The sequence below is a fragment of the Streptomyces sp. MS06 genome, from assembly GCF_047200655.1.
Taxonomy (GTDB): Bacteria; Actinomycetota; Actinomycetes; order Streptomycetales; family Streptomycetaceae; genus Streptomyces.
Map to the genome: position 1 here is coordinate 48,294 of NZ_JBJZOJ010000038.1, position 20,071 is coordinate 68,364.

Here is a 20,071-nt window from a genome sequence, read left to right on the forward strand (position 1 = left end):
TCCATGTTCGACACGGTCCTGGTGGCCAACCGGGGCGAGATCGCCGTCCGCGTCATCCGCACGCTGCGGTCGATGGGCGTCCGCTCGGTGGCCGTCTTCTCCGACGCGGACGCCGGCGCCCGGCACGTCCGGGAGGCCGACACCGCGGTTCGGATCGGCCCGCCGCCGGCGGCGGACAGCTATCTCTCCGTCGAGCGCCTGCTGGACGCCGCCGCCCGCGGCGGCGCGCAGGCCGTCCACCCGGGGTACGGCTTCCTCGCCGAGAACGCCGGCTTCGCCCGCGCCTGCGAGGAGGCCGGGCTGGTCTTCGTCGGGCCGCCCGCCGACGCGATCGCGCTGATGGGCGACAAGATCCGCGCCAAGGAGACGGTGCGCGCCGCCGGTGTCCCCGTCGTGCCCGGCGGACGCGACCCGGAACTCGCCGAGGCGGCCCGCGACCTGGGGGCGCCCGTGCTGCTCAAGCCCTCGGCGGGCGGCGGCGGCAAGGGCATGCGCCTGGTGCGGGACATGAGCACCCTCGAGGACGAGATCGCCGCCGCGCGACGCGAGGCGCGTGCCTCCTTCGGCGACGACACGCTGCTCGTCGAGCGGTGGATCGACCGGCCCCGGCACATCGAGATCCAGGTCCTCGCCGACGGCCACGGCAAGGTCGTGCACCTGGGCGAGCGCGAGTGCTCCCTGCAGCGGCGGCACCAGAAGATCGTCGAGGAGGCGCCCAGCGTGCTGCTGGACGAGGCGACGCGCGCGGCGATGGGCGAGGCGGCCGTGCAGGCGGCCCGCTCCTGCGGCTACCGGGGCGCGGGCACGGTGGAGTTCATCGTGCCGGGCACCGACCCCTCCCAGTACTACTTCATGGAGATGAACACCCGGCTCCAGGTCGAGCACCCGGTGACCGAACTGGCCGTCTCCGTCGACCCGGCCGGCGGCGCCCTGGACCTGGTGGAGTGGCAGCTGCGGGTGGCGGCCGGCGAGCGGCTGGGGTTCGGGCAGGACGACGTGCGGATCACCGGGCACGCCGTGGAGGCCCGCCTCTGCGCCGAGGACCCGGCCCGCGGCTTCCTGCCGTCCGGCGGCACGGCCCTGAAGCTGCGCGAACCGGCCGGCGAGGGCGTGCGCACCGACTCCGGCCTCACCGAGGGCGGCGAGGTGGGCAGCCTGTACGACCCGATGCTGGCGAAGGTCATCGGCTACGGCCCGGACCGGGCGACGGCGCTGCGCCGGCTGCGGTCGGCCCTCGCGGACACCGTGACGCTGGGCGTGCAGACCAACGCCGGGTTCCTGCGCCGGCTGCTGGCCCATCCGGCCGTCGTCCGGGGGGAGTTGGACACCGGACTGGTCGAGCGGGAGGTGGACGGCCTGGTCGCGGGGCAGGTGCCACCGGAGGTGTACGCGGCGGCGGCGCTGCTGCGCCACGCGGCCCTCGCCGGCGGTGCGGCCGACGGCTGGGCCGACCCGTTCTCCGCCGCGGACGGCTGGCGGCTGGGCGGCGAGCCCGCCTGGACCCCGTACCACCTGCGGGTGCCCGGCCACGACCCGGTGACCGTGCGGGTGCGCTCCACGGCCGGCGGGGGCACCGAACTCCTCCCGGACGGCGCGGACACCGCCCTTCCGGTGGCGGGGACGGTACTGCCCGGACCGGGTGCCGGGGACCGGTTCGCGTTCCAGCTCGACGGCGTCCGCCACGCCTTCGCCGTCCTGCCGGACGGCACCTGGCTCGGCCGGGACGGCGACGCCTGGCAGGTGCGCGACCACGACCCGGTCGCGGCCTCCCTCACCCGCGCCGCGCACGCCGGCGCCGACTCGCTGACCGCGCCGATGCCGGGCACGGTGACGGTGGTGAAGGTCGCCGTCGGCGACGAGGTGGCCGCCGGGCAGAGCCTGCTGGTCGTGGAGGCGATGAAGATGGAGCACGTCATCGCCGCCCCGCACGCCGGCACCGTCACCGGGCTGGACGTCTCGCCCGGCACCGCGGTCGCCATGGACCAGGTGCTCGCCGTGATCGCACCGCACGAGGAGGCGACCGCATGACCGTCCCCGGACTGCCGATGAAGGTGCCCGCCGAGGGCCTGCCCGCACGGGTCCGGATCCACGAGGTGGGCGCACGCGACGGCCTGCAGAACGAGCAGGCGACGGTACCGACGGCGGTGAAGGCGGAGTTCGTCCGCCGCCTCGCCGGCGCGGGACTGACCACGATCGAGGCGACCAGCTTCGTGCACCCCCGCTGGGTTCCCCAGCTCGCCGACGCCGAGGAGCTGTTCCCGCTCATCGCCGACCTGCCCGCCGACCTTCCGGTACTGGTCCCCAACGAACGCGGCCTGGACCGCGCGCTCGCACTGGGCGCCCGGCGCGTCGCCGTCTTCGCCAGCGCCACCGAGTCCTTCGCCAAGGCCAACCTGAACCGCACGGTCGACGAGGCGCTCGCCATGTTCGAGCCGGTGGTGGCCCGGGCGAAGGCCGAGGGGGGCCATGTGCGCGGCTACCTGTCGATGTGCTTCGGCGACCCCTGGGAGGGCGCCGTCCCCCTCGCGCAGGTCGTCCGGGTCTGCCGGGCGCTGCTGGACATGGGGTGCGACGAGCTGAGCCTCGGAGACACCATCGGGGTGGCCACCCCCGGCCATGTGGCCGCGCTGCTCTCGGAGCTGGCCGGGCGGGGCGTGCCCACCGGTGCGCTCGGCGTGCACTTCCACGACACCTACGGTCAGGCGCTCGCCAACACCCTGGCCGCACTCCAGCACGGCGTCACCACCGTCGACGCCTCGGCGGGCGGCCTGGGGGGCTGCCCGTACGCCCGGTCCGCCACCGGCAACCTCGCCACCGAGGACCTCGTGTGGATGCTGCACGGCCTCGGCATCGAGACCGGTGTCGACCTCGGCCGCCTCGTCGCCACCAGCGAGTGGATGGCCGCACATCTGGGCCGCCCCAGCCCGTCCCGTACCGTCCGCGCCCTCTCCCACAAGGACCAGTGATCAGCATGGACTACCGTCTCCCCTCCGAGCTGGAGGAACTCCGCCGCACCGTGGAGGAGTTCGCGCACGACGTGGTGGCCCCGAAGATCGGCGACTTCTACGAGCGGCACGAGTTCCCCTACGAGATCGTGCGCGAGATGGGCCGCATGGGCCTGTTCGGGCTGCCGTTCCCCGAGGAGTACGGCGGCATGGGCGGCGACTACCTGGCACTCGGCGTGGCACTGGAGGAGCTGGCCCGGGTGGACTCCTCGGTGGCGATCACGCTGGAGGCGGGGGTGTCGCTCGGTGCGATGCCGATCCACCTGTTCGGCACCGAGGAGCAGAAGCGCACCTGGCTGCCGCGGCTGTGCGCGGGCGAGATGCTGGGCGCCTTCGGCCTGACCGAGCCGGACGGGGGCTCCGACGCGGGCGCGACCCGCACGACGGCCCGGCTGGACGAGTCGACGAACGAATGGGTGATCAACGGCAGCAAGTGCTTCATCACCAATTCCGGCACCGACATCACGGGCCTGGTGACGGTCACCGCGGTGACCGGGCGCAAGCCCGACGGCCGGCCGCTGATCTCGTCGATCATCGTCCCGTCCGGCACTCCCGGCTTCCAGGTGGCGGCGCCGTACTCGAAGGTCGGGTGGAACGCCTCCGACACCCGCGAGCTGTCCTTCTCCGACGTGCGGGTCCCGGCGGAGAACCTGCTGGGCGAGAAGGGCCGGGGCTACGCCCAGTTCCTGCGCATCCTGGACGAGGGCCGCATCGCCATCGCCGCGCTGGCCACCGGTCTGGCGCAGGGCTGCGTGGACGAGTCGGTGAAGTACGCCCGGGAGCGCCACGCCTTCGGCCGGCCGATCGGCGCCAACCAGGCCATCCAGTTCAAGATCGCCGACATGGAGATGCGCGCGCACACGGCCCGCCTCGCCTGGCGGGACGCGGCGGCCCGACTGGTGGCTGGGGATCCGTTCAAGAAGGAGGCGGCGCTGGCCAAGCTGCACTCCTCGACCGTCGCGGTGGACAACGCCCGCGAGGCCACCCAGATCCACGGCGGCTACGGCTTCATGAACGAGTACCCGGTGGCCCGGATGTGGCGGGACTCCAAGATCCTGGAGATCGGCGAGGGCACCAGCGAGGTCCAGCGGATGCTGATCGCGCGGGAGTTGGGCCTGGCGGGCTGAGCGCGACGGGCGGCGGAGCGCCCCACCCTCTGGACAGTTAGCAAGGTCAGGCTAACCTGACTTCGACTTGTCCGGCGGGCGCTCCGCCCCGTTCGAAAGCAGGTCCTGGCCGGCGGAGCCGGCCATCACCCTGATGCCGGGCCTCGCGCGGGCGGCGGCGCGGAGCGCCGGGCCGCCGCGTCCTCGAAGCGCTTCCCGGCAGGTCCAGCATCCGCTGCAGCGGACCGGTGAGCTGCCGGTCGTAGACGGAGATCCCGACGCTCGGCGCGCCCACGGCCCCGATCCTCTTCCTCGACTCCTCCGGCACGTACCAGAGGGGGCTGGTCCGGCAGCCCGACCGGGACCGCGCCCCTGAGGACGGCCCCGCACCCCTGACCCTCGACGCCCTCGACGCCCTCGGCGCCACCGCGCGGGGAGCGGGCACGAAGCCGTACGTGTGACTGGCCGGCGAGGCCTCCCACGTGAGGTCGCCGCGTCGGCACCTGGTCGGCGAGGCCGGCATCGACCGGCGCCGGATCACGTTCGTCGGCTACTGGCGGCGGGGCCTGACGGAGAAGCAGCCTCGCGCACGGCACTGAGGGCCGCCCGCAACCGCGAGAGCGGACGGCCCTCGGGCGGAGGGCAGCGGGGGCCCGGGCGGCGGGCAGCGGGGGCCCGGGCGGGCGCCCTCCGGCCCCCGCCGGACGGGGGGTCAGACCACGGCGAGCCGGTCGACCAGCAGCGCCAGCCTCCGCTCGGTGTCCTGCGGCGGCAGCCGTCCCGCCCGGGTGAGGGTGGCCAGCCCGTGCAGGCACGCCCAGACCGTCTCGGTGAACAGCCCCGGTTCCACACCGCTCCCGGCAACCTCACCGAGGCTCTCCAGCAGGGCACCGAAGGCGTCCTTGAGAGGTTCCGGGGTGTCCTCCCGGGCGTAGGGAAGACCGCCGTCGAGCTGGAAGATGGCGTCGTAGACCGCCGGATGGCGTTCGGCGAAGTCGAGGTAGGCGCGCGCGAGGGCGTGCACCCGGGCGCGCGGGCCGTCCGCGGTGGCGGTCGCGGCCCGCACCGCCGCGGCCAGTTCGCCGGCGCCCTGGAGGGCGACGGCGCCGATGATCTCCCGTTTGCCGCGGAAGTGGCTGTAGAGGACGGGCTGGCTGTATTCGATGCGCTCAGCGAGCCGGCGGGTGGTGACCGCGTCCCAGCCCTGCTGCTCGGCGAGTTCGCGGGCCGTGGCGACGATGAGGCGCTCCCGGCTCGCCCGCTCGCGCTCCTTGCGTTCCTGTACCGACATAAGGCGATTCTAGCACCGCTAGACATTCGAGCGGCAGCAGCCTAGCGTTGCTTCATCACCTATCACTGCTAGGTCCAGGGGGTCAGCATGCTCACCGCACTCGAGGTCTTCACCACCGTGGTCGTCGGTCTGATGGTGGGGGTGGAGTTCTCCGTCGCCTTCGTCATGAACCCGGTCCTCAACGCCCTCCCCGAGGACAGCAGCCAGCTCGGCCACGCCCACGGGGGCCGGATGCTCGGCGCCGCCATGCCGGTCTGGTACGTCGGCTCCCTCGCCCTCGTCGTGGTCTGGGCCGTCGCCGGCCGGCACCACCACGGCACCGGACTGGTCGTCACCGCCGCCGCACTGCTGGTGCTCAGCGTGATCATGTCGGTCCTGCTGCTCGTCCCGATCAACAACCGGAACAGGACGTGGACCCCCGAGAACCGGCCCGCCGACTGGAAGGAGCAGACGAACCGCTGGGGCCGCTACCACCACGTCCGCGTCGCCGTCATCATCGCCGCCTTCACCCTGCTCGTCGCCGCCCTCGCCTGAGCCGGCGGGCCGACCGGCCGCAACCGCACCGGTGCCACGATCCCCGCCCGGGGATGGCGCAGGTCAACGTACTCCCGGCCTTTCGGAGCACGGCCGCTGCGCACACCCCCGCCACCGCGGGTGCGACACACCACGCCCCTCGATCAGCCGCATCCGCGCCGTCCGTTCGCACGCCGGACGACTCATCACGCTCCGCGAAGCCCACCAGGGTGACCAAGACTCGCAAGGAGAAGAACCATGCCGCTGAAGAAGATCAACACCTTCCTGGCCGCCGCCTTCATCCTCTTCATCCTCTGGTTCGGGACGGAGTACATCCTGAGCCCGGAGACGACGGCACCGGGCTACGGCCTGCCGGGCCGGCCGTCCGGCGACGGCGACGGCTTTCTGATCGTCAAGGGAGTCCGCGACGTCGTCCTGGCCCTGGTCCTGGGCGTCCTGCTGGTGACCGGCCACCGCCGGGCGCTGGGCTGGGCACTGCTGGTGGAGTCCCTCGCCGCATACGGTGACATGGCCAACGTCCTGGCCCACCACGGCTCCATGGCCACCGCGCTCGGCGTCCACTGCCTGACCGCCACACTGATGGCGGTCAACGGGCTGCTGATCATGCACGAGACCCGCGACGTCCCGGCCACCCCGGAGACACGCGCCCCGCAGCCCGCATGACCCTGTCGGTCCGGGCCGGCCCCCTGGCCGGGCGCAATCATCCGACTTCCGCACCCCGTGCCGGTCCCGGGACCGGCACCGCACCGGTGAGTGCGCGGCACCGCACCGGTCCGGGTTCGCGAACCGGTCCTGCGGTGGGCCCGCTCCCGGACCGGCTGCCCTCGCCGGCCCGGCCCGGCGCTACCAGGGCACCTGGGGGGACCGGTGGTAGTGGATGCCCATGGCTGTCCAGCGGGGCCCCTGGGCCGCGAGCCGGGACCGGTAGGAGTCCCAGTCGTGCGTGGCCGCCGGCGACCAGCCCAGCTCGGCCGCTCCGGCCAGCCGCGGGAAGGCCATGTACTCCAGGTCGGCGGAGTCGGCGAGCGTCTCGGTCCACAGGGGGGCCTCGACCCCCCGGATCGCCGAGGCGGGAGCGCCCGGCAGGTAGGTGCCCGGGTCCCAGTCGTAGGACCGCTTCACGTCGACGTATCCCGCCCAGGACAGGCCGAGGGGGGTGGAGCGGTCGTACTTCATGTCGAGGTAGAGCCGGTCGGCGGGCGAGAGGACGATCCCGGTGCCCTGCCGGGCCGCCCGCGCCACCTGCGCCTTCTCCTCGGCCGAGGTGGAGCCCAGGCCCCAGTACTGGACGAGGGCGCCCGGCGCCGGGTCGGCGGCGGTCAACTGGTGCCAGCCGACGACCGTCTTCCCGTAGCGGGCGACGATCGGCTGCACCCGGTCCATGAACGCCACGTAGTCCGCACGGCTGGTCGAGTGCGCCTCGTCGCCGCCGATGTGCAGGTAACGGCCCGGGGTGAGCGCGGCGAGTTCCCGGACCACGTCGTTCACGAAGTCGTAGGTGACCGGGTTGGCCACGCACAGCGAGCTGAAGCCGACCTTGGTGCCGGTGTAGAGCGGGGGTGCCATGCCGTCGCAGTTCAGCCGGGCGTAGGAGGAGAGGGCCGCGTTGGAGTGGCCGGGCATGTCGATCTCCGGGACGACCTCCAGGTAGCGGTCGGCCGCGTAGCGGACGATCTCCCGGTAGTCGTCCTTGGTGTAGAAGCCGCCGGGGCCGCCGCCGACCTGGGTGGAACCGCCGTGAGTCGCCAGGCGGGGCCAGGAGTCGACGGCGATGCGCCAGCCCTGATCGTCGCTGAGGTGCAGGTGCAGTTCGTTGATCTTGTAGAGGGCGAGCTGGTCGATGTAGCGCTCGACCTGCTCGACGGTGAGGAAGTGGCGGGCCACGTCCAGCATCGCGCCGCGGTAGGAGTAGCGCGGCGCGTCGGTGATGGTGCCGCCGGCCACCGTCCAGGGGCCGGGCTGCACGGTGTCCTTCTCGACGGCCGCGGGCAGCAGCTGGCGCAGGGTCTGCACACCGTGGAAGAGGCCTGCCGGGGTGTGCGCGGTGACGGTGACCCCGTCGGCGCCACTGCTGAGGCGGTAGCCCTCGGCACCGGCCGAGGCGTCCGCCAGCCGCAGCCGGATGCCCGGGCCGTCCTCGGTGGTGACCGGCAGCGGGTAGCCCGTCGACGGCCGCAGCAGCCCGGCGAGGTAGTCGGCCGCCCGCCGGGCGCCGGGGCTGCCGTCCACGCGGATGCGGGTGGCCCGGGTGAGGCGGTACGGGCTCCCGCCCGGGACGGCCGAGACCGGGGCCGGGACCACCCGGTCGAGCGGGGTGGCGGCGGAGCCCGAGCCGCTGGCCGGGGCCGCCCCCGCGGCGAAGGCACCGAGCGCGGCGACCAGCAGCAGGGGCAGGAGCGGGCGGGAGAGGACGGGGCGGCGGAGGGCACCGCAGGAACGGGCACCGGAGCGGGGAGGGCCGGGGAGGCGGAGGGCACCGCCGAGGCGGTGAGTGCCGGGAAGGCGGAACAGGCGGGGAGTCGTGCGCTGACGCGGTCTCACATGGGCTCCCTACGGACGAACGGACGGGGACCGGGACCGGGCCCGCGGGCTGACGGGGTGTCGGCGGTCGCGGATCGATGGTGGACCGGACGGCGGCCGGAAGCCGGATGGGACAATCCTCGCATGGCGGAAATCATCCAGAAGGGCGCCACCTGGACCTTCGACGGTGCCGCCCTGCGGCTGACTCCGGGACGGGAGCGGAGCGCCGGCCTGCTCCGCCGCACCCTGGGGGAACTCCTCGTTCCGCTGGATGCGTTGGCGGGGATCTCGTTCGAACGGGGGCGCCGGTCCGGGCGCCTGAGGCTGCGGCTGCGGGAGGGCGCCGACCCGCTGCTGCAGGCGACCGGCGGGCGGCTCGCCGAGTGCCACGACCCCTACCGGCTGACGGTGGGACCGGACCGGTACGGCGTCGCCGCGTACCTCGTGGAGGAGGTGCGCCGTGCGCTGCCGGACCGGGTGCCGGTCGGCCCGGTGGACGCCTATCTACTGCCGGGCCCCTCGCTGCCGCTGTCGGCGTCCGCCGGGGACGGCACCGTGAGCTTCGACGGCCACCGGGTGCGCCTGGAGTGGAACCGGAGGACGGAGGAGGCCAAGGCCGCGACCGGCCCGCGTGCGCTGCCCGTCGCCGGCATCGCGGCCGTGGAGTGGCTGCCCGCCGCCGGACCGGAGACGGGCAGCCTGCGCTTCGCACCGCGGGCGGCGCCCGTCGCGACTCCCCCGAGGTACGACCCGAACGCGGTGGAGCTGTGGGGGTTCAGACGGGACCCGCTGACCGCGCTCGTCGCCGCGGCCGTGCAGGCCCGGCTGCCGCACCCCTCGACCGCCGCACCCGCCCGACTACCACACCCCTCGACCGCCGCACCGGATCGGCTGCCGCCCCCTCCGGCGACCACACCCCTCCGGCATCCGGCCCCTCCGGCCCCTCCGGCCCCTCCGGCCCCATCCGGCCGACCTCCGCACGCCCCGGTGTTCGCCGTCCCGGCCCCGAGACGGGAGCGGTGGCTCGCCGGGCCGGGCGCTCCCCCGGAGCCGCGCCCCCTCGGGCCGCGCGCGGGAGCGGGGGCGGCCGTCCCCGTAGGCGATCAGGACGCCGTGCTGCGCCGGCTGCGTGAGCTGGGCGAACTGCACCGCACCGGCGTCCTGACCGAGGAGGAGTTCAGGCTGGCGAAACAGGCCGTCCTGCACCGCCCTTAGCACGTTCGCAGCCGTCTTGCCCGAAATCGGGCAGGATGCTTGCGAAAGCATCACCGTTACTCCAGGATCTAGCGGGTGCACGACGAACTGGTCGATCATCTGACGCGGTCCACGCCCTTGAGCCGGGGCGAGGCACTGCGCGTGATCCAGGACGTGCTCGCCTACTTCGACGAGACGACCGAGGACTACGTCCGCCGCCGCCACCGGGAGCTCCAGGCCCAGGGCCTGGTCAACGCGACGATCTTCGAGCGGATCGCGGCGGACCTGCAGTACCGCGCGGTGGCACCGCCCGAGCTCTCGCTCCGGCAGCTGCGGCGCATCGTGTACGGCTGAATCGTGTACGGCTGAGAGGACCGTCGCGGCCGGGGCGACCGGGCCGCCGACCGACCACCTGACCCATCTGACCCACCTGAGGACTACGTATACATGTGCGGAATCGTCGGATACATCGGGAAGCGTGACGTCGCTCCCCTGCTCCTGGAGGGCCTGCAGCGCCTGGAGTACCGCGGCTACGACTCGGCCGGCATAGTCGTCACCTCCCCGAAGACGGCCGGCCTGCGGATGGTCAAGGCCAAGGGCCGGGTCCGCGACCTGGAGGCCAAGGTCCCGGCGCGCTTCAAGGGCAGCACCGGCATCGCCCACACCCGCTGGGCCACCCACGGCGCCCCGTCCGACGTGAACGCCCACCCGCACCTGGACGCCGGCGGCAAGGTCGCCGTCGTCCACAACGGCATCATCGACAACGCCTCCGACCTGCGCCGCAAGCTGGAGGCGGACGGGGTGGAGTTCCTGTCCGAGACCGACACCGAGGTCCTCACCCACCTGATCGCCCGCTCCGAGGCCGAGAAGCTGGAGGACCGGGTCCGCGAGGCGCTGCGCCTGGTGGAGGGCACCTACGGCATCGCCGTCATGCACGGCGACTTCCCGGACCGCATCGTCGTCGCCCGCAACGGCTCCCCGGTCGTCCTCGGCATCGGCGAGAAGGAGATGTTCGTCGCCTCGGACATCGCCGCGCTGGTCGCCCACACCCGGCAGATAGTCACGCTGGACGACGGCGAGATGGCCACCCTCAAGGCCGACGACTTCCGCACGTACACCACGGAGGGCACCCGCACCACCGCGGAGCCGACCACCGTGGAGTGGGAGGCCGCCTCCTACGACATGGGCGGCCACGACACGTACATGCACAAGGAGATCCACGAGCAGGCCGACGCCGTGGACCGCGTGCTGCGCGGCCGCATCGACGACCGCTTCTCCACCGTGCACCTGGGCGGCCTGAACCTGGACGCCCGCGAGGCGCGCCGGATCCGCCGGGTGAAGATCCTCGGCTGCGGCACCTCCTACCACGCGGGCATGATCGGTGCCCAGATGATCGAGGAGCTGGCCCGCATCCCCGCGGACGCCGAGCCCGCCTCCGAGTTCCGATACCGCAACGCCGTGGTCGACCCGGACACCCTGTACGTCGCCGTCTCGCAGTCCGGCGAGACCTACGACGTACTGGCGGCCGTCCAGGAGCTCAAGCGCAAGGGCGCCCGGGTGCTCGGCGTGGTCAACGTGGTCGGCTCCGCGATCGCCCGCGAGGCGGACGGCGGCGTCTACGTGCACGCCGGCCCCGAGGTCTGCGTGGTGTCGACCAAGTGCTTCACCAACACCACCGTCGCCTTCGCCCTGCTCGCCCTCCACCTGGGGCGCACCCGCGACCTGTCCGTGCGGGACGGCAAGCGGATCATCGAGGGCCTGCGCCGGCTGCCCGCGCAGATCTCCGCGGTGCTGGAGCAGGAGGACGAGATCCGGAAGCTGGCCGAGGAGTTCGCCGAGGCCCGCTCGATGCTGTTCATCGGCCGCGTCCGCGGCTACCCGGTGGCGCGCGAGGCCTCCCTGAAGCTGAAGGAGGTCTCCTACATCCACGCCGAGGCCTACCCGGCCTCCGAGCTCAAGCACGGCCCGCTCGCGCTGATCGAGCCGGCCCTGCCGACGGTCGCGATCGTGCCGGACGACGACCTGCTGGAGAAGAACCGGGCCGCCCTGGAGGAGATCAAGGCGCGCCAGGGCCGGATCCTGGCCGTGGCCCACCAGGACCAGCCGAAGGCGGACCACACGGTCGTCGTCCCGAAGAACGAGGACGAGCTGGACCCGATCCTGATGGGCATCCCGCTCCAACTCCTCGCCTACCACACGGCGAAGGCCCTGGGCCGGGACATCGACAAGCCCCGGAACCTGGCCAAGTCGGTGACGGTCGAGTAGAGCCGGCGCCGCCCGGCGGGCGGGGACCGCACCGGACGGGGACGGGAACGGCCCCCTCTCCCGCCTACCCCCGCGGCCTGCGCTCGCCCCGCGGGTCTGCCGCGGTGCCCGGCGCCGCGGTGCCCGGCGCCGCAGCGGCCGCCGACGCGGCGGACCCCCCGTGGAGCCACCTGCCACGGGGGGTCCGCCCGGGTGCGCCGGGGCTGCCCAACACCCCGGCGCGGCTGCCGAATCAGCCGGTGGCCGTCACCCCCCGGCCGGCAGCGCGCCGTGGAAGCGAGGTCGGCCAGTGGGCCAGCGCGGCGGTCGCCGCGTACCAGGCGACGGCACCGGCCGCGACCGCGAACCAGCCGCCCGCCTTGGCCAGTCCGCCGCTGTCCGCGAACCGGCCGACGGCGAGCAGCAGCAGCGAGACGAAGAACAGCCCGTGTGCGCCCTGGCCCAGGGTGTCCCCGCCGGCGAGCGTGAGGGAGAGCGCCACGAGGGCGAACAGCAGCAGGAAGAGCCCCGCGGCGTTGTCGGAGACCTGGTTTCCGGCGGAGGCCGCCCAGGTGAACCAGAAGGCGCCGAGCGCCGTGAAGGCGGTACCGGAGGCGGTGTCCCGGTCGCGGAACGCGAGCAGCCCGGCGGCGAACAGGGCGATGCCGCCCACGTACTGGGCGATCGGCACGGCGTCGGCGGCCGTGACACCGTCGAGTACGCCGGTGTAGCCGAAGCCGAAGGCGAGGAGGGTGATCCCGAGGGCGAGTCGGCCGGCGATCGTGGTGGTGGTGCTTCCCGCAGAGACGTCGTTGTCCACGGCGGGCTCCCTTCATGCATGGTTGCGCGGTGAACCATATATGCCCTTCACAAAGGCACAAACACCTCTGGGCGCACACAATTTCGGCCACCCGCACAGAAAGGCCGTCGACTCCCCGCCTCCATCCCGCCCCGCCCGCAGGGAAGTCAGGGGATGACGATCACGGGGCGCCGGGCCCGCTTGGCGAGCCGGCCGGCCACCGAGCCGAAGATGCGCCCGACGATCCCGTGGGTCGAGCCGACGACGATCGCGTCGGCCTCGTACTCCCGCCCCACCTCTTCGAGTTCGTGGCAGATGTCGCCGCCGCGCTCCACCAGGATCCACGACACCTCGGACAGGTAGTCGGCGCAGGCGAGCTCCAGCCCGAGCACCTCGGTGCGGTGGTCGGGGACGTCCACGAAGACGGGAGGCTCGCAGCCGGCCCACACCGTGGTGGGCAACCGGTTGGCGACGTGGACGATGATCAGGGCGGAGTGGGAGCGGCGCGCCATGCCGATCGCGTAGGCCAGTGCACGCTCACTGGAGGTCGAACCGTCGAAACCGACGACGACCCCGTGCTTGAAGGCGGGGTCGCAGGCGTGATGTGGCTCCTCCGCCGCCAGGGGATCGGCCGCCGAGGGCTCGGCGACGGGACGCTTGCGGTCCGCGGGTTCGAAGAATTCGTGTGCGGCCATGGCTGTCTCGGCGTGGTGATCCTTGATCGGGTGGGACGGCGGTGTGCGGGTGAGCCGTGTCCGGGAAACATCTTCCCCACCCCATACCCGCAAGGGTACGGCGGCACGCCTCCTTCGCCCAGATCCCGCCCGCAGTCCGCGACGGGTCCCCGGAGCATGCACGAGAGGGCACCCGCAACGCAACGCCCGCTGCCCCGTACAGGCGGTTTGCGCAGGGCACACCGAGGCGTCCGGGAGAGGGACTCGCGGTCACCATCCGGGGACTCGCAGTGACCGACCGATCGAACATGCGTTGAACCGGACGAACCGCCGCCCCAGGGAGACCGCATGCCCCCATCCCCTCAGGACACCACCAGCGAGGTCGTCCGCTGGGCGGCGTTCAGCTGCGTACTCGTCCCGATCGTCCTGCTCTGGTACGGAAGTTCCCTGGCCGGCGCCACCGGAACCGCCCTGGGCCTCACCGCCGTCACCGCCGCCTGCCGGCTGCTGATGCGCCGTTCCGAGCGGGGCGCCGCACGCCCCGCCGAGCCGGAGCACGCGCCGCACCGCGGCCGCCACCACCGGGGGGACAGCGGGGCGCACCGCGGCCGGCGGCACCCGCAGTCCGCCGGGTCCGGGGAGGGCGGGGCGGCGATCCCCCGCGGCCGCGGGGCCGCGGACCCGGCACCCGCTTCCGCCCCCGCTCCCGGGAGTGCGGTGCGGCATGACGGCGACCGGGGAAGTACACCGGTCAGCTGACCGGTTTCCGCGCACGCGTCCGGCTCTTTTCAGCCAACTTCCGAGAATCGCGCATCACCCCTCCCGGACACCCTCCACCCCCCGTTCCACCTGCATGAACACGCCCTTCGGACCCCTGCGGAACCTATGGGGTTGAGCCACTGCCACGAGGCGCACTTCCCTGCGCGGCCCGCGAGTGCAACGCTTCGTGATCGAATGCTTCACGCCAAGTTGCCATGTCGACAATGTGCCGGTTTCCCAACCCGGTCACGGCGACGCCACGGCACACAGTAGATTCGATCTTGACTGTCTTACGGCGGGGGACTCGTGCAGGACCGAGGGGAAACGTGCAGGAGCGACACAACCGAGGAGCCGCGACCACCAAGGGGGGCTTAGCAGTATGAGCCACGACTCCACTGCCGCGCCGGACGCTGCGGCCCGGAAACTCTCGGGGCGACGCCGCAAGGAGATCGTCGCGGTGATGCTGTTCAGCGGCGGCCCCATCTTCGAGAGTTCCATACCGCTGTCGGTGTTCGGTATCGACCGCCAGGACGCCGGCGTGCCGCGCTACCGCCTCCTGGTGAGTGCGGGCGAGGAAGGTGCCCTGCGGACCACAGGGGGCCTGGAACTCACCGCGCCGCATGGCCTGGAAGCGATCTCGCGCGCGGGCACGGTCGTCGTGCCGGCCTGGCGTTCGATCACTTCGCCGCCACCGGAGGAGGCGCTCGACGCGCTGCGCCGGGCGCACGAGGAAGGCGCCCGCATCGTCGGGCTGTGCACCGGCGCCTTCGTCCTGGCCGCCGCGGGCCTGCTGGACGGCCGTCCCGCGACCACGCACTGGATGTACGCGCCGACGCTGGCCAAGCGCTATCCGTCGGTGCACGTCGACCCGAGAGAGCTGTTCGTCGACGACGGGGACGTCCTGACGTCGGCGGGCACGGCGGCGGGCATCGACCTGTGCCTGCACATCGTGCGCTCCGACCACGGCAACGAGGCGGCCGGTGCGCTGGCCCGCCGGCTGGTGGTGCCGCCGCGGCGCTCCGGAGGCCAGGAGCGCTACCTCGACAGGTCTTTACCCGAGGAGATCGGCGCCGACCCGCTCGCCGAGGTCGTCGCCTGGGCGCTGGAGCACCTCCACGAGCAGTTCGACGTGGAGACCCTGGCGGCGCGCGCCTACATGAGCCGGCGGACCTTCGACCGCCGTTTCCGCTCCCTCACCGGGAGCGCCCCGCTCCAGTGGCTGATCACACAGCGGGTGCTGCAGGCCCAGCGCCTGCTGGAGACGTCGGACTACTCCGTCGACGAGGTCGCCGGACGGTGCGGCTTCCGCTCCCCGGTGGCGCTGCGCGGCCACTTCCGCCGCCAGCTCGGCTCCTCGCCGGCCGCCTACCGGGCGGCGTACCGGGCCCGGCGTCCGCAGGGGGAACGGCCCGTGGAGAGCGATCCGCCTCCGCCCCCGCCCGCTCCACCGGTCGGCGCGCCGGGACCGCTCGCCGGCACGGGCGGCGGCGCGGCCGGGCATGGGCACGCGCCGCACCCGCTGCACCCGGACAGCCCGCTGCCGATGCAGTCCCGGCGTGCGGCGGCCGCGAGCGCGGTCGGCTCGGGCGCGCTGTCGGCGAGCGTACCGGGACCGCGCAGCGGTAGCTGACGGGGTCGGGCTCCGGCCGCCGACGGCCCGCGCGAGGCCCGCGCGAGGCCGGGGCGGCCGAGCGGTGACGGGATCGCGGGCCCGCGCGCAGTGCGCGGGCCCGCACCGCGGGGAGCGGGCCCGGCCCGCCGAAACGGCAGGTCGGCCGGACCGGGCCTCACCGTCGGTGCGCGGCCCGCCCCGGGGAGTTCCGCCCGTGCACGGCCCGTCCCGCACAGCGGGACCGCGCCGTAAGGTGAGACGCATGAACGATCGCATGGTGTGGATCGACTGCGAGATGACCGGCCTCTCGCTGTCCGACGACGCGCTCATCGAGGTGGCCGCCCTCGTCACCGACTCCGAGCTCAACGTGCTCGGCGAGGGGGTGGACATCGTCATCCGGCCGCCGGACGGGGCGCTGGAGACGATGCCGGAGGTGGTACGTCAGATGCACACCGCGTCCGGGCTGCTGGAACAGCTCCCGGACGGCACCACGCTGGCGGACGCCGAGCAGCGGGTGCTGGCGTATGTGAAGGAGCACGTAAAGGAGCCCGGCAAGGCACCGCTGTGCGGCAACTCGGTCGGCACCGACCGCGGTTTCCTGCTCCGCGACATGCCCACCCTGGAGGACTACCTCCACTACCGGATCGTCGACGTGTCGTCCGTCAAGGAGCTGGCCCGCCGCTGGTACCCGCGGGCGTACTTCAACAGCCCCGAGAAGAACGGCAACCACCGCGCCCTCGCCGACATCCGGGAATCCATCGCGGAGCTGCGCTACTACCGGGAGGCGATCTTCGTGCCGCAGCCCGGACCGGACTCGGAGACCGCCAGGTCCATCGCGGCGAAGCACGTGGTGCCCGCCCGGCGGGACTGACCGCGGGACCGACCGCGGGACCGGCCTCGGGACCGGCCTCGGGCACCACGCGGGGGCACCCCGGAAAGCGTGCGCGAGCACCCCTTCGGACCCTGTACACTTTTTCTCGGCCGGTCGGAAGGACCTCGAGTCGACGACCGGTCGTGGTGGGTGTAGCTCAGCTGGTAGAGCACCTGGTTGTGGTCCAGGAAGTCGCGGGTTCAAGTCCCGTCACTCACCCTGACACGTCAGCCGGTGACCTCGTCTCGAGGTCACCGGCTGACGGCGTTCCGGGGACCCGCGCGGCACGGGCACACGACGGAACCCGATCGAGCGCCCCCAGCCGGGGACCGCAACGCCACCGGAGCCCCCGCCTTCACCGGGACCGCACCCCGCCGGAGATCCCGCCCCCCGCCGCCCGTTGCGCGACGAAGTGGACGCCGCCGGAGCGGACGCCCGACCGGAGCGGAGCGGACGGCGTCCGCTCCGCACGGCTCCCGGCGCACTGCCCGCCGCCCGAGGACGCGGCGGGCGCACCCCCTCGGAGCAGCCGCTAGGACGACGCCCGCTGCACCAGTTCCGTCGCCAGCACCCGCTGCCGCCGCTCCAGACCGCGCGAGGTCGCCGGACGCCGGTCCGCTATCTCGGTGAGCAGCAGGTCGATCATGCAGCGGCCCATCTCCTGTATGGGCTGCCGGACACTGGTCAGCGGCGGGTCCATGTGGCGGGCGATGGCCGAGTCGTCGTAGCCGACCAGGGCGACGTCGTCGGGGATGCGCCGGCCGGCCTCCCGCAGCGCCTGCCGGGCGCCCGCGGCCGTCACGTCGGAGGCGGCGAAGACCGCGTCCAGGTCGGGGCAGCGCTCCAGCAGCGCCTTCATCGCGCGGCGCCCGCCCTCCTCGCTGAAGTCGCCGCGCTCGATCAGGCGCTCGTCCACCTCGTACCCCGCGTCGCGCAGGGCGGCCCGGTAGCCGTCGGTACGCCGCTGCGCACCGTAGACGTCGAGGAGTCCGGTGATGTGGGCGACCCGGGTCCGCCCGCGGGACAGCAGGTGCTCCACGGCCTGGTGGGCGCCCCCGTAGTTGTCGGAGTCGACGGACGGGAGGGTCTCCGCCTCCGAGCGGGGGCCGCTGATCACCGCCGGGATCTCCAGCTGGCCCAGCAGGTCGGGGAGCGGGTCGTCGGCGTGCACCGAGACCAGCAGGACGCCGTCGACCCGGTGCGCGGCCAGGTACTGCGCGAGGCGGCGGCGCTCCCGGTCGTTGCCCGCGAAGATCAGCAGGAGCTGCATCTCGGTGTCGGAGATCTCGGCACCGACCCCGCGCAGCATGTCCGAGAAGTACGGTTCCGCGAAGAAGCGGGTCTCCGGCTCCGGCACGACCAGCGCGATGGCGTCGGTGCGGTTGGCGGCCAGCGCGCGGGCGGCGGTGTTGGGGACGTAGCCGAGCTCCGCGACCGCCGCCTCCACGGCCGCACGGGTGGCCTCGCTGACCCGGGGCGAGCCGTTGACGACCCGGGACACGGTGCCGCGGCCCACGCCGGCGCGGGCGGCGACCTCCTCGAGGGTCGGCCGGTTGCCGCTCCGGCCACCTCGTGCTCCGTGGCTTGCCATCGCTGCGCCTCCTGGTCGACCCTGTGTTGGCCTGGAATCTAACAGGACCGTCCGCGATCGCGATCGGCGCTGGGGGCTTTCCCGACACCCCGCCCCGGCACCCCGCCCGACGCGCCGGACCCGCGAGCGGCGGCCCCGCCCCCGGGCGGCGTGGGCAAGCACACACCGAGCACCCGACGACGGAATGCCAGACTCCAGTTAACAGCCCGATAACTGAACGCATCTTGCGGCGTCGGCTCCCTTGACACCCTCGCACGAACCCACGACTCTTCAAGACATCACTTGTGGGAGCGCTCCCACAGTACCTGGCACATACACGTCCCGCACGTTCCCCGCCCGAGCCGCAGCGAGTACGAACGGGCCCAACAGATGCAGTTGGCCGGGGGGTCGGCACGTCAGGCAACAGGAGGACCCAATGCGCACGAGCACCCGCCGGTCCCACCGGGTGATGGCCCTCGCGGCCGTCGCCGCGATGACTACGGGGCTGCTGGCAGGCTGCGCCAGCGACGACGAGGACAGCTCGTCGAACGCGAACGACGGCGGCAGCGCCAAGGGCGACATCACGCTGACCGTCGGCACCTTCGGCACCTTCGGGTACAAGCAGGCCGGGCTGTACGACGAGTACATGAAGCTCCACCCCGAGATCAACATCAAGGAGAACGTCACCACCCGCACGGACGTCTACTGGCCCAAGGTCCTCACCCGCCTCCAGGCCGGCTCCGGCACCGACGACGTGCAGGCCATCGAGGTCGGCAACATCACCGAGGCCGTGCAGACCCAGGCCGACAAGTTCGTGGACCTCGGCAAGGAGGTCGACAAGTCCCAGTGGCTGGACTGGAAGAACGCCCAGGCCACCACGAAGGACGGCAAGCAGATAGCGCTGGGCACCGACATCGGCCCGATGGCGATCTGCTACCGCAAGGACCTCTTCGCCAAAGCCGGCCTGGAGACGGACCGCACCAAGCTCGCCCAGATGTGGCAGGGCGACTGGTCGAAGTACGTCGACGTCGGCAAGCAGTACATGAAGAACGCGCCGGCCGGCACCAAGTTCGTCGACTCCGCCTCCTCCGTATACAACGCTGCCCTCGGCGGTGCGGAGCAGCGGTACTACGACAAGGACGGCAACGTCATCTGGGACAAGTCCACCGGCGTGAAGAAGGCCTGGGACACGGCCATGCAGGTGGCGACCAGCGACATGTCCGCCAAGCTCAAGCAGTTCGACAAGCCCTGGGACCAGGGCTTCGCCAACGCCAAGTTCGCCACCGTCGCCTGCCCGGCCTGGATGATGGGCTACATCCAGGAGAAGTCCGGTGACTCCGGCAAGGGCAAGTGGGACGTGGCCGCGGCTCCGACCGCGGCGAACTGGGGCGGCTCGTTCATCGGCGTGCCGAAGGCGAGCAAGCACCAGAAGGAGGCCATCGCGCTGGCGAAGTGGCTGACCGCGCCGGAGCAGCAGGAGAAGGTCTTCGCCAAGCAGGCCAGCTTCCCGTCCACCCCGTCGGCCTACCCGAACCTGAAGCCGCTGGCGGACACCAAGGCGTACTTCTCGGACGCCCCGATCACCGAGATCTACTCCGACGCGGCCAAGACCATCCCGACGCAGTACTTCGGGATCAAGGACCAGCCGATCGGCACCGCCATCACCGACGTCGGCATCCTCCAGGTCGAGCAGAAGGGCAAGTCGCCCGAGCAGGGCTGGGAGGCCGCCGGCAAGGAGATCAAGGACGTGCTCGGCCAGTGACAGGCTCCAAGCAGGCTCTCGCGCATCCCGCGTCGAGCGCCGGCGCCGCGCCCGGTGACAAGCCGGGCGCGGGGGGGAAGGGGGGGGGGGGGGGGGGGGGGGGTCCCGGAAGAGAAACCCCACGACAACA

At 73.0% G+C, this 20,071-nt stretch carries 16 protein-coding genes, 1 tRNA gene and 3 pseudogenes; 14 read left to right on the forward strand and 6 right to left on the reverse strand.

All coding sequences use genetic code 11. The annotated features are described in order from the left end of the window. Window positions 1–3: 3 nt before the first annotated feature. From ACL02U_RS20845 to ACL02U_RS20855, 3 genes are read left to right on the forward strand one after another with little or no spacing between them, the layout of a single operon-like run. The gene (locus ACL02U_RS20845) at window positions 4–2,028 is read left to right on the forward strand and encodes an acetyl/propionyl/methylcrotonyl-CoA carboxylase subunit alpha (RefSeq protein WP_412792385.1); all 2,025 of its coding nucleotides are present in this window, start codon (window positions 4–6) and stop codon (window positions 2,026–2,028) included. After that, window positions 2,025–2,966, forward strand: coding sequence for a hydroxymethylglutaryl-CoA lyase (locus ACL02U_RS20850; RefSeq protein WP_412792386.1), 942 nt, complete (start codon window positions 2,025–2,027; stop codon window positions 2,964–2,966). Before ACL02U_RS20845 ends, ACL02U_RS20850 begins: the two co-directional genes overlap by 4 nt. A 5-nt stretch (window positions 2,967–2,971) precedes the next feature. Further along, a complete protein-coding gene (locus ACL02U_RS20855) occupies window positions 2,972–4,132 on the forward strand; it encodes an acyl-CoA dehydrogenase family protein (protein ID WP_412792387.1) in 1,161 nt (386 codons plus the stop codon). A 99-nt stretch (window positions 4,133–4,231) separates the two neighbouring features. Here ACL02U_RS20855 and ACL02U_RS20860 read toward each other — a convergent pair. Next, a pseudogene (locus ACL02U_RS20860) lies at window positions 4,232–4,448 on the reverse strand (ABC transporter substrate-binding protein); the annotation flags it as partial. A gap of 112 nt (window positions 4,449–4,560) precedes the next feature. On the opposite strand from ACL02U_RS20860, the pseudogene ACL02U_RS20865 reads away from it, so the two are divergent. Further along, window positions 4,561–4,710 (forward strand): annotated as a pseudogene (locus ACL02U_RS20865) (SIP domain-containing protein); the annotation flags it as partial. A gap of 113 nt (window positions 4,711–4,823) precedes the next feature. On the opposite strand, the gene ACL02U_RS20870 reads toward ACL02U_RS20865, so the two are convergent. Then, the gene (locus ACL02U_RS20870; protein ID WP_412792388.1) at window positions 4,824–5,402 is read right to left on the reverse strand and encodes a TetR/AcrR family transcriptional regulator; all 579 of its coding nucleotides are present in this window, start codon (window positions 5,400–5,402) and stop codon (window positions 4,824–4,826) included. A gap of 87 nt (window positions 5,403–5,489) precedes the next feature. On the opposite strand from ACL02U_RS20870, the gene ACL02U_RS20875 reads away from it, so the two are divergent. Together ACL02U_RS20875 and ACL02U_RS20880 are read left to right on the forward strand one after the other, a co-directional pair. Continuing rightward, window positions 5,490–5,936, forward strand: a complete 447-nt coding sequence (locus ACL02U_RS20875) for an anthrone oxygenase family protein (protein ID WP_412792389.1) — start codon at window positions 5,490–5,492, stop codon at window positions 5,934–5,936. A gap of 237 nt (window positions 5,937–6,173) precedes the next feature. Then, window positions 6,174–6,599, forward strand: a complete 426-nt coding sequence (locus ACL02U_RS20880) for a DUF4267 domain-containing protein (RefSeq protein WP_412792390.1) — start codon at window positions 6,174–6,176, stop codon at window positions 6,597–6,599. 180 nt (window positions 6,600–6,779) lie between these two features. Here the strand turns inward: ACL02U_RS20880 and ACL02U_RS20885 are convergent, their stop codons facing one another. After that, entirely contained in the window at window positions 6,780–8,321 is a 1,542-nt protein-coding gene (locus tag ACL02U_RS20885; protein WP_412792400.1) for a beta-N-acetylhexosaminidase, read from the reverse strand. Window positions 8,322–8,600: 279 nt separating this feature from the next. Between ACL02U_RS20885 and ACL02U_RS20890 the strand changes: the two genes are divergently transcribed. The 3 genes from ACL02U_RS20890 (at window position 8,601) to glmS (ending at window position 11,915) form a co-directional block, all read left to right on the forward strand. Continuing rightward, entirely contained in the window at window positions 8,601–9,671 is a 1,071-nt protein-coding gene (locus ACL02U_RS20890; RefSeq protein ID WP_412792391.1) for a DUF4429 domain-containing protein, read from the forward strand. A 75-nt stretch (window positions 9,672–9,746) separates the two neighbouring features. Continuing rightward, complete coding sequence (locus tag ACL02U_RS20895) at window positions 9,747–10,004, forward strand: hypothetical protein (RefSeq protein ID WP_412792392.1); 258 nt, start codon at window positions 9,747–9,749, stop codon at window positions 10,002–10,004. A 93-nt stretch (window positions 10,005–10,097) separates the two neighbouring features. Next, complete coding sequence (glmS, locus tag ACL02U_RS20900; RefSeq protein WP_412792393.1) at window positions 10,098–11,915, forward strand: glutamine--fructose-6-phosphate transaminase (isomerizing); 1,818 nt, start codon at window positions 10,098–10,100, stop codon at window positions 11,913–11,915. A gap of 232 nt (window positions 11,916–12,147) precedes the next feature. On the opposite strand, the gene ACL02U_RS20905 is transcribed toward glmS, so the two are convergent. Both ACL02U_RS20905 and ACL02U_RS20910 read right to left on the reverse strand, forming a co-directional pair. Continuing rightward, window positions 12,148–12,714, reverse strand: coding sequence for a GPR1/FUN34/YaaH family transporter (locus tag ACL02U_RS20905; RefSeq protein WP_412792394.1), 567 nt, complete (start codon window positions 12,712–12,714; stop codon window positions 12,148–12,150). A gap of 146 nt (window positions 12,715–12,860) precedes the next feature. Beyond that, complete coding sequence (locus tag ACL02U_RS20910) at window positions 12,861–13,388, reverse strand: universal stress protein (RefSeq protein WP_412792395.1); 528 nt, start codon at window positions 13,386–13,388, stop codon at window positions 12,861–12,863. Window positions 13,389–13,715: 327 nt separating this feature from the next. On the opposite strand from ACL02U_RS20910, the pseudogene ACL02U_RS20915 reads away from it, so the two are divergent. The 4 genes and pseudogenes from ACL02U_RS20915 to ACL02U_RS20930 form a co-directional block, all read left to right on the forward strand. After that, window positions 13,716–13,985 (forward strand): annotated as a pseudogene (locus tag ACL02U_RS20915) (hypothetical protein); the annotation flags it as partial. Window positions 13,986–14,505: 520 nt separating this feature from the next. Continuing rightward, entirely contained in the window at window positions 14,506–15,756 is a 1,251-nt protein-coding gene (locus ACL02U_RS20920) for a helix-turn-helix domain-containing protein (protein WP_412792396.1), read from the forward strand. A gap of 244 nt (window positions 15,757–16,000) precedes the next feature. Continuing rightward, window positions 16,001–16,609, forward strand: a complete 609-nt coding sequence (gene orn / locus ACL02U_RS20925; protein WP_412792397.1) for an oligoribonuclease — start codon at window positions 16,001–16,003, stop codon at window positions 16,607–16,609. A gap of 146 nt (window positions 16,610–16,755) precedes the next feature. Continuing rightward, window positions 16,756–16,828 (forward strand) — tRNA-His (locus tag ACL02U_RS20930). 313 nt (window positions 16,829–17,141) lie between these two features. Here ACL02U_RS20930 and ACL02U_RS20935 read toward each other — a convergent pair. Beyond that, on the reverse strand, window positions 17,142–18,200 hold the full coding sequence (locus ACL02U_RS20935) for a LacI family DNA-binding transcriptional regulator (protein ID WP_412792398.1): 1,059 nt from the start codon (window positions 18,198–18,200) through the stop codon (window positions 17,142–17,144). Window positions 18,201–18,615: 415 nt separating this feature from the next. Between ACL02U_RS20935 and ACL02U_RS20940 the strand changes: the two genes are divergently transcribed. Beyond that, window positions 18,616–19,941, forward strand: a complete 1,326-nt coding sequence (locus tag ACL02U_RS20940; protein ID WP_412792399.1) for an extracellular solute-binding protein — start codon at window positions 18,616–18,618, stop codon at window positions 19,939–19,941. The last annotated feature ends 130 nt before the right edge of the window (window positions 19,942–20,071 follow it).

What these genes read in the sequence shown, in the direction of transcription:
- ACL02U_RS20910 (WP_412792395.1), bottom strand. Translation starts at nt 13,388, where the DNA reads ATGGCCGCACACGAATTCTTCGAACCCGCGGACCGCAAGCGTCCCGTC.
- ACL02U_RS20890 (WP_412792391.1), top strand. Translation starts at nt 8,601, where the DNA reads ATGGCGGAAATCATCCAGAAGGGCGCCACCTGGACCTTCGACGGTGCC.
- ACL02U_RS20935 (WP_412792398.1), bottom strand. Translation starts at nt 18,200, where the DNA reads ATGGCAAGCCACGGAGCACGAGGTGGCCGGAGCGGCAACCGGCCGACC.
- glmS (WP_412792393.1), top strand. Translation starts at nt 10,098, where the DNA reads ATGTGCGGAATCGTCGGATACATCGGGAAGCGTGACGTCGCTCCCCTG.
- ACL02U_RS20880 (WP_412792390.1), top strand. Translation starts at nt 6,174, where the DNA reads ATGCCGCTGAAGAAGATCAACACCTTCCTGGCCGCCGCCTTCATCCTC.
- ACL02U_RS20870 (WP_412792388.1), bottom strand. Translation starts at nt 5,402, where the DNA reads ATGTCGGTACAGGAACGCAAGGAGCGCGAGCGGGCGAGCCGGGAGCGC.
- ACL02U_RS20940 (WP_412792399.1), top strand. Translation starts at nt 18,616, where the DNA reads ATGCGCACGAGCACCCGCCGGTCCCACCGGGTGATGGCCCTCGCGGCC.
- ACL02U_RS20845 (WP_412792385.1), top strand. Translation starts at nt 4, where the DNA reads ATGTTCGACACGGTCCTGGTGGCCAACCGGGGCGAGATCGCCGTCCGC.
- ACL02U_RS20920 (WP_412792396.1), top strand. Translation starts at nt 14,506, where the DNA reads ATGAGCCACGACTCCACTGCCGCGCCGGACGCTGCGGCCCGGAAACTC.
- ACL02U_RS20855 (WP_412792387.1), top strand. Translation starts at nt 2,972, where the DNA reads ATGGACTACCGTCTCCCCTCCGAGCTGGAGGAACTCCGCCGCACCGTG.
- ACL02U_RS20850 (WP_412792386.1), top strand. Translation starts at nt 2,025, where the DNA reads ATGACCGTCCCCGGACTGCCGATGAAGGTGCCCGCCGAGGGCCTGCCC.
- ACL02U_RS20875 (WP_412792389.1), top strand. Translation starts at nt 5,490, where the DNA reads ATGCTCACCGCACTCGAGGTCTTCACCACCGTGGTCGTCGGTCTGATG.
- orn (WP_412792397.1), top strand. Translation starts at nt 16,001, where the DNA reads ATGAACGATCGCATGGTGTGGATCGACTGCGAGATGACCGGCCTCTCG.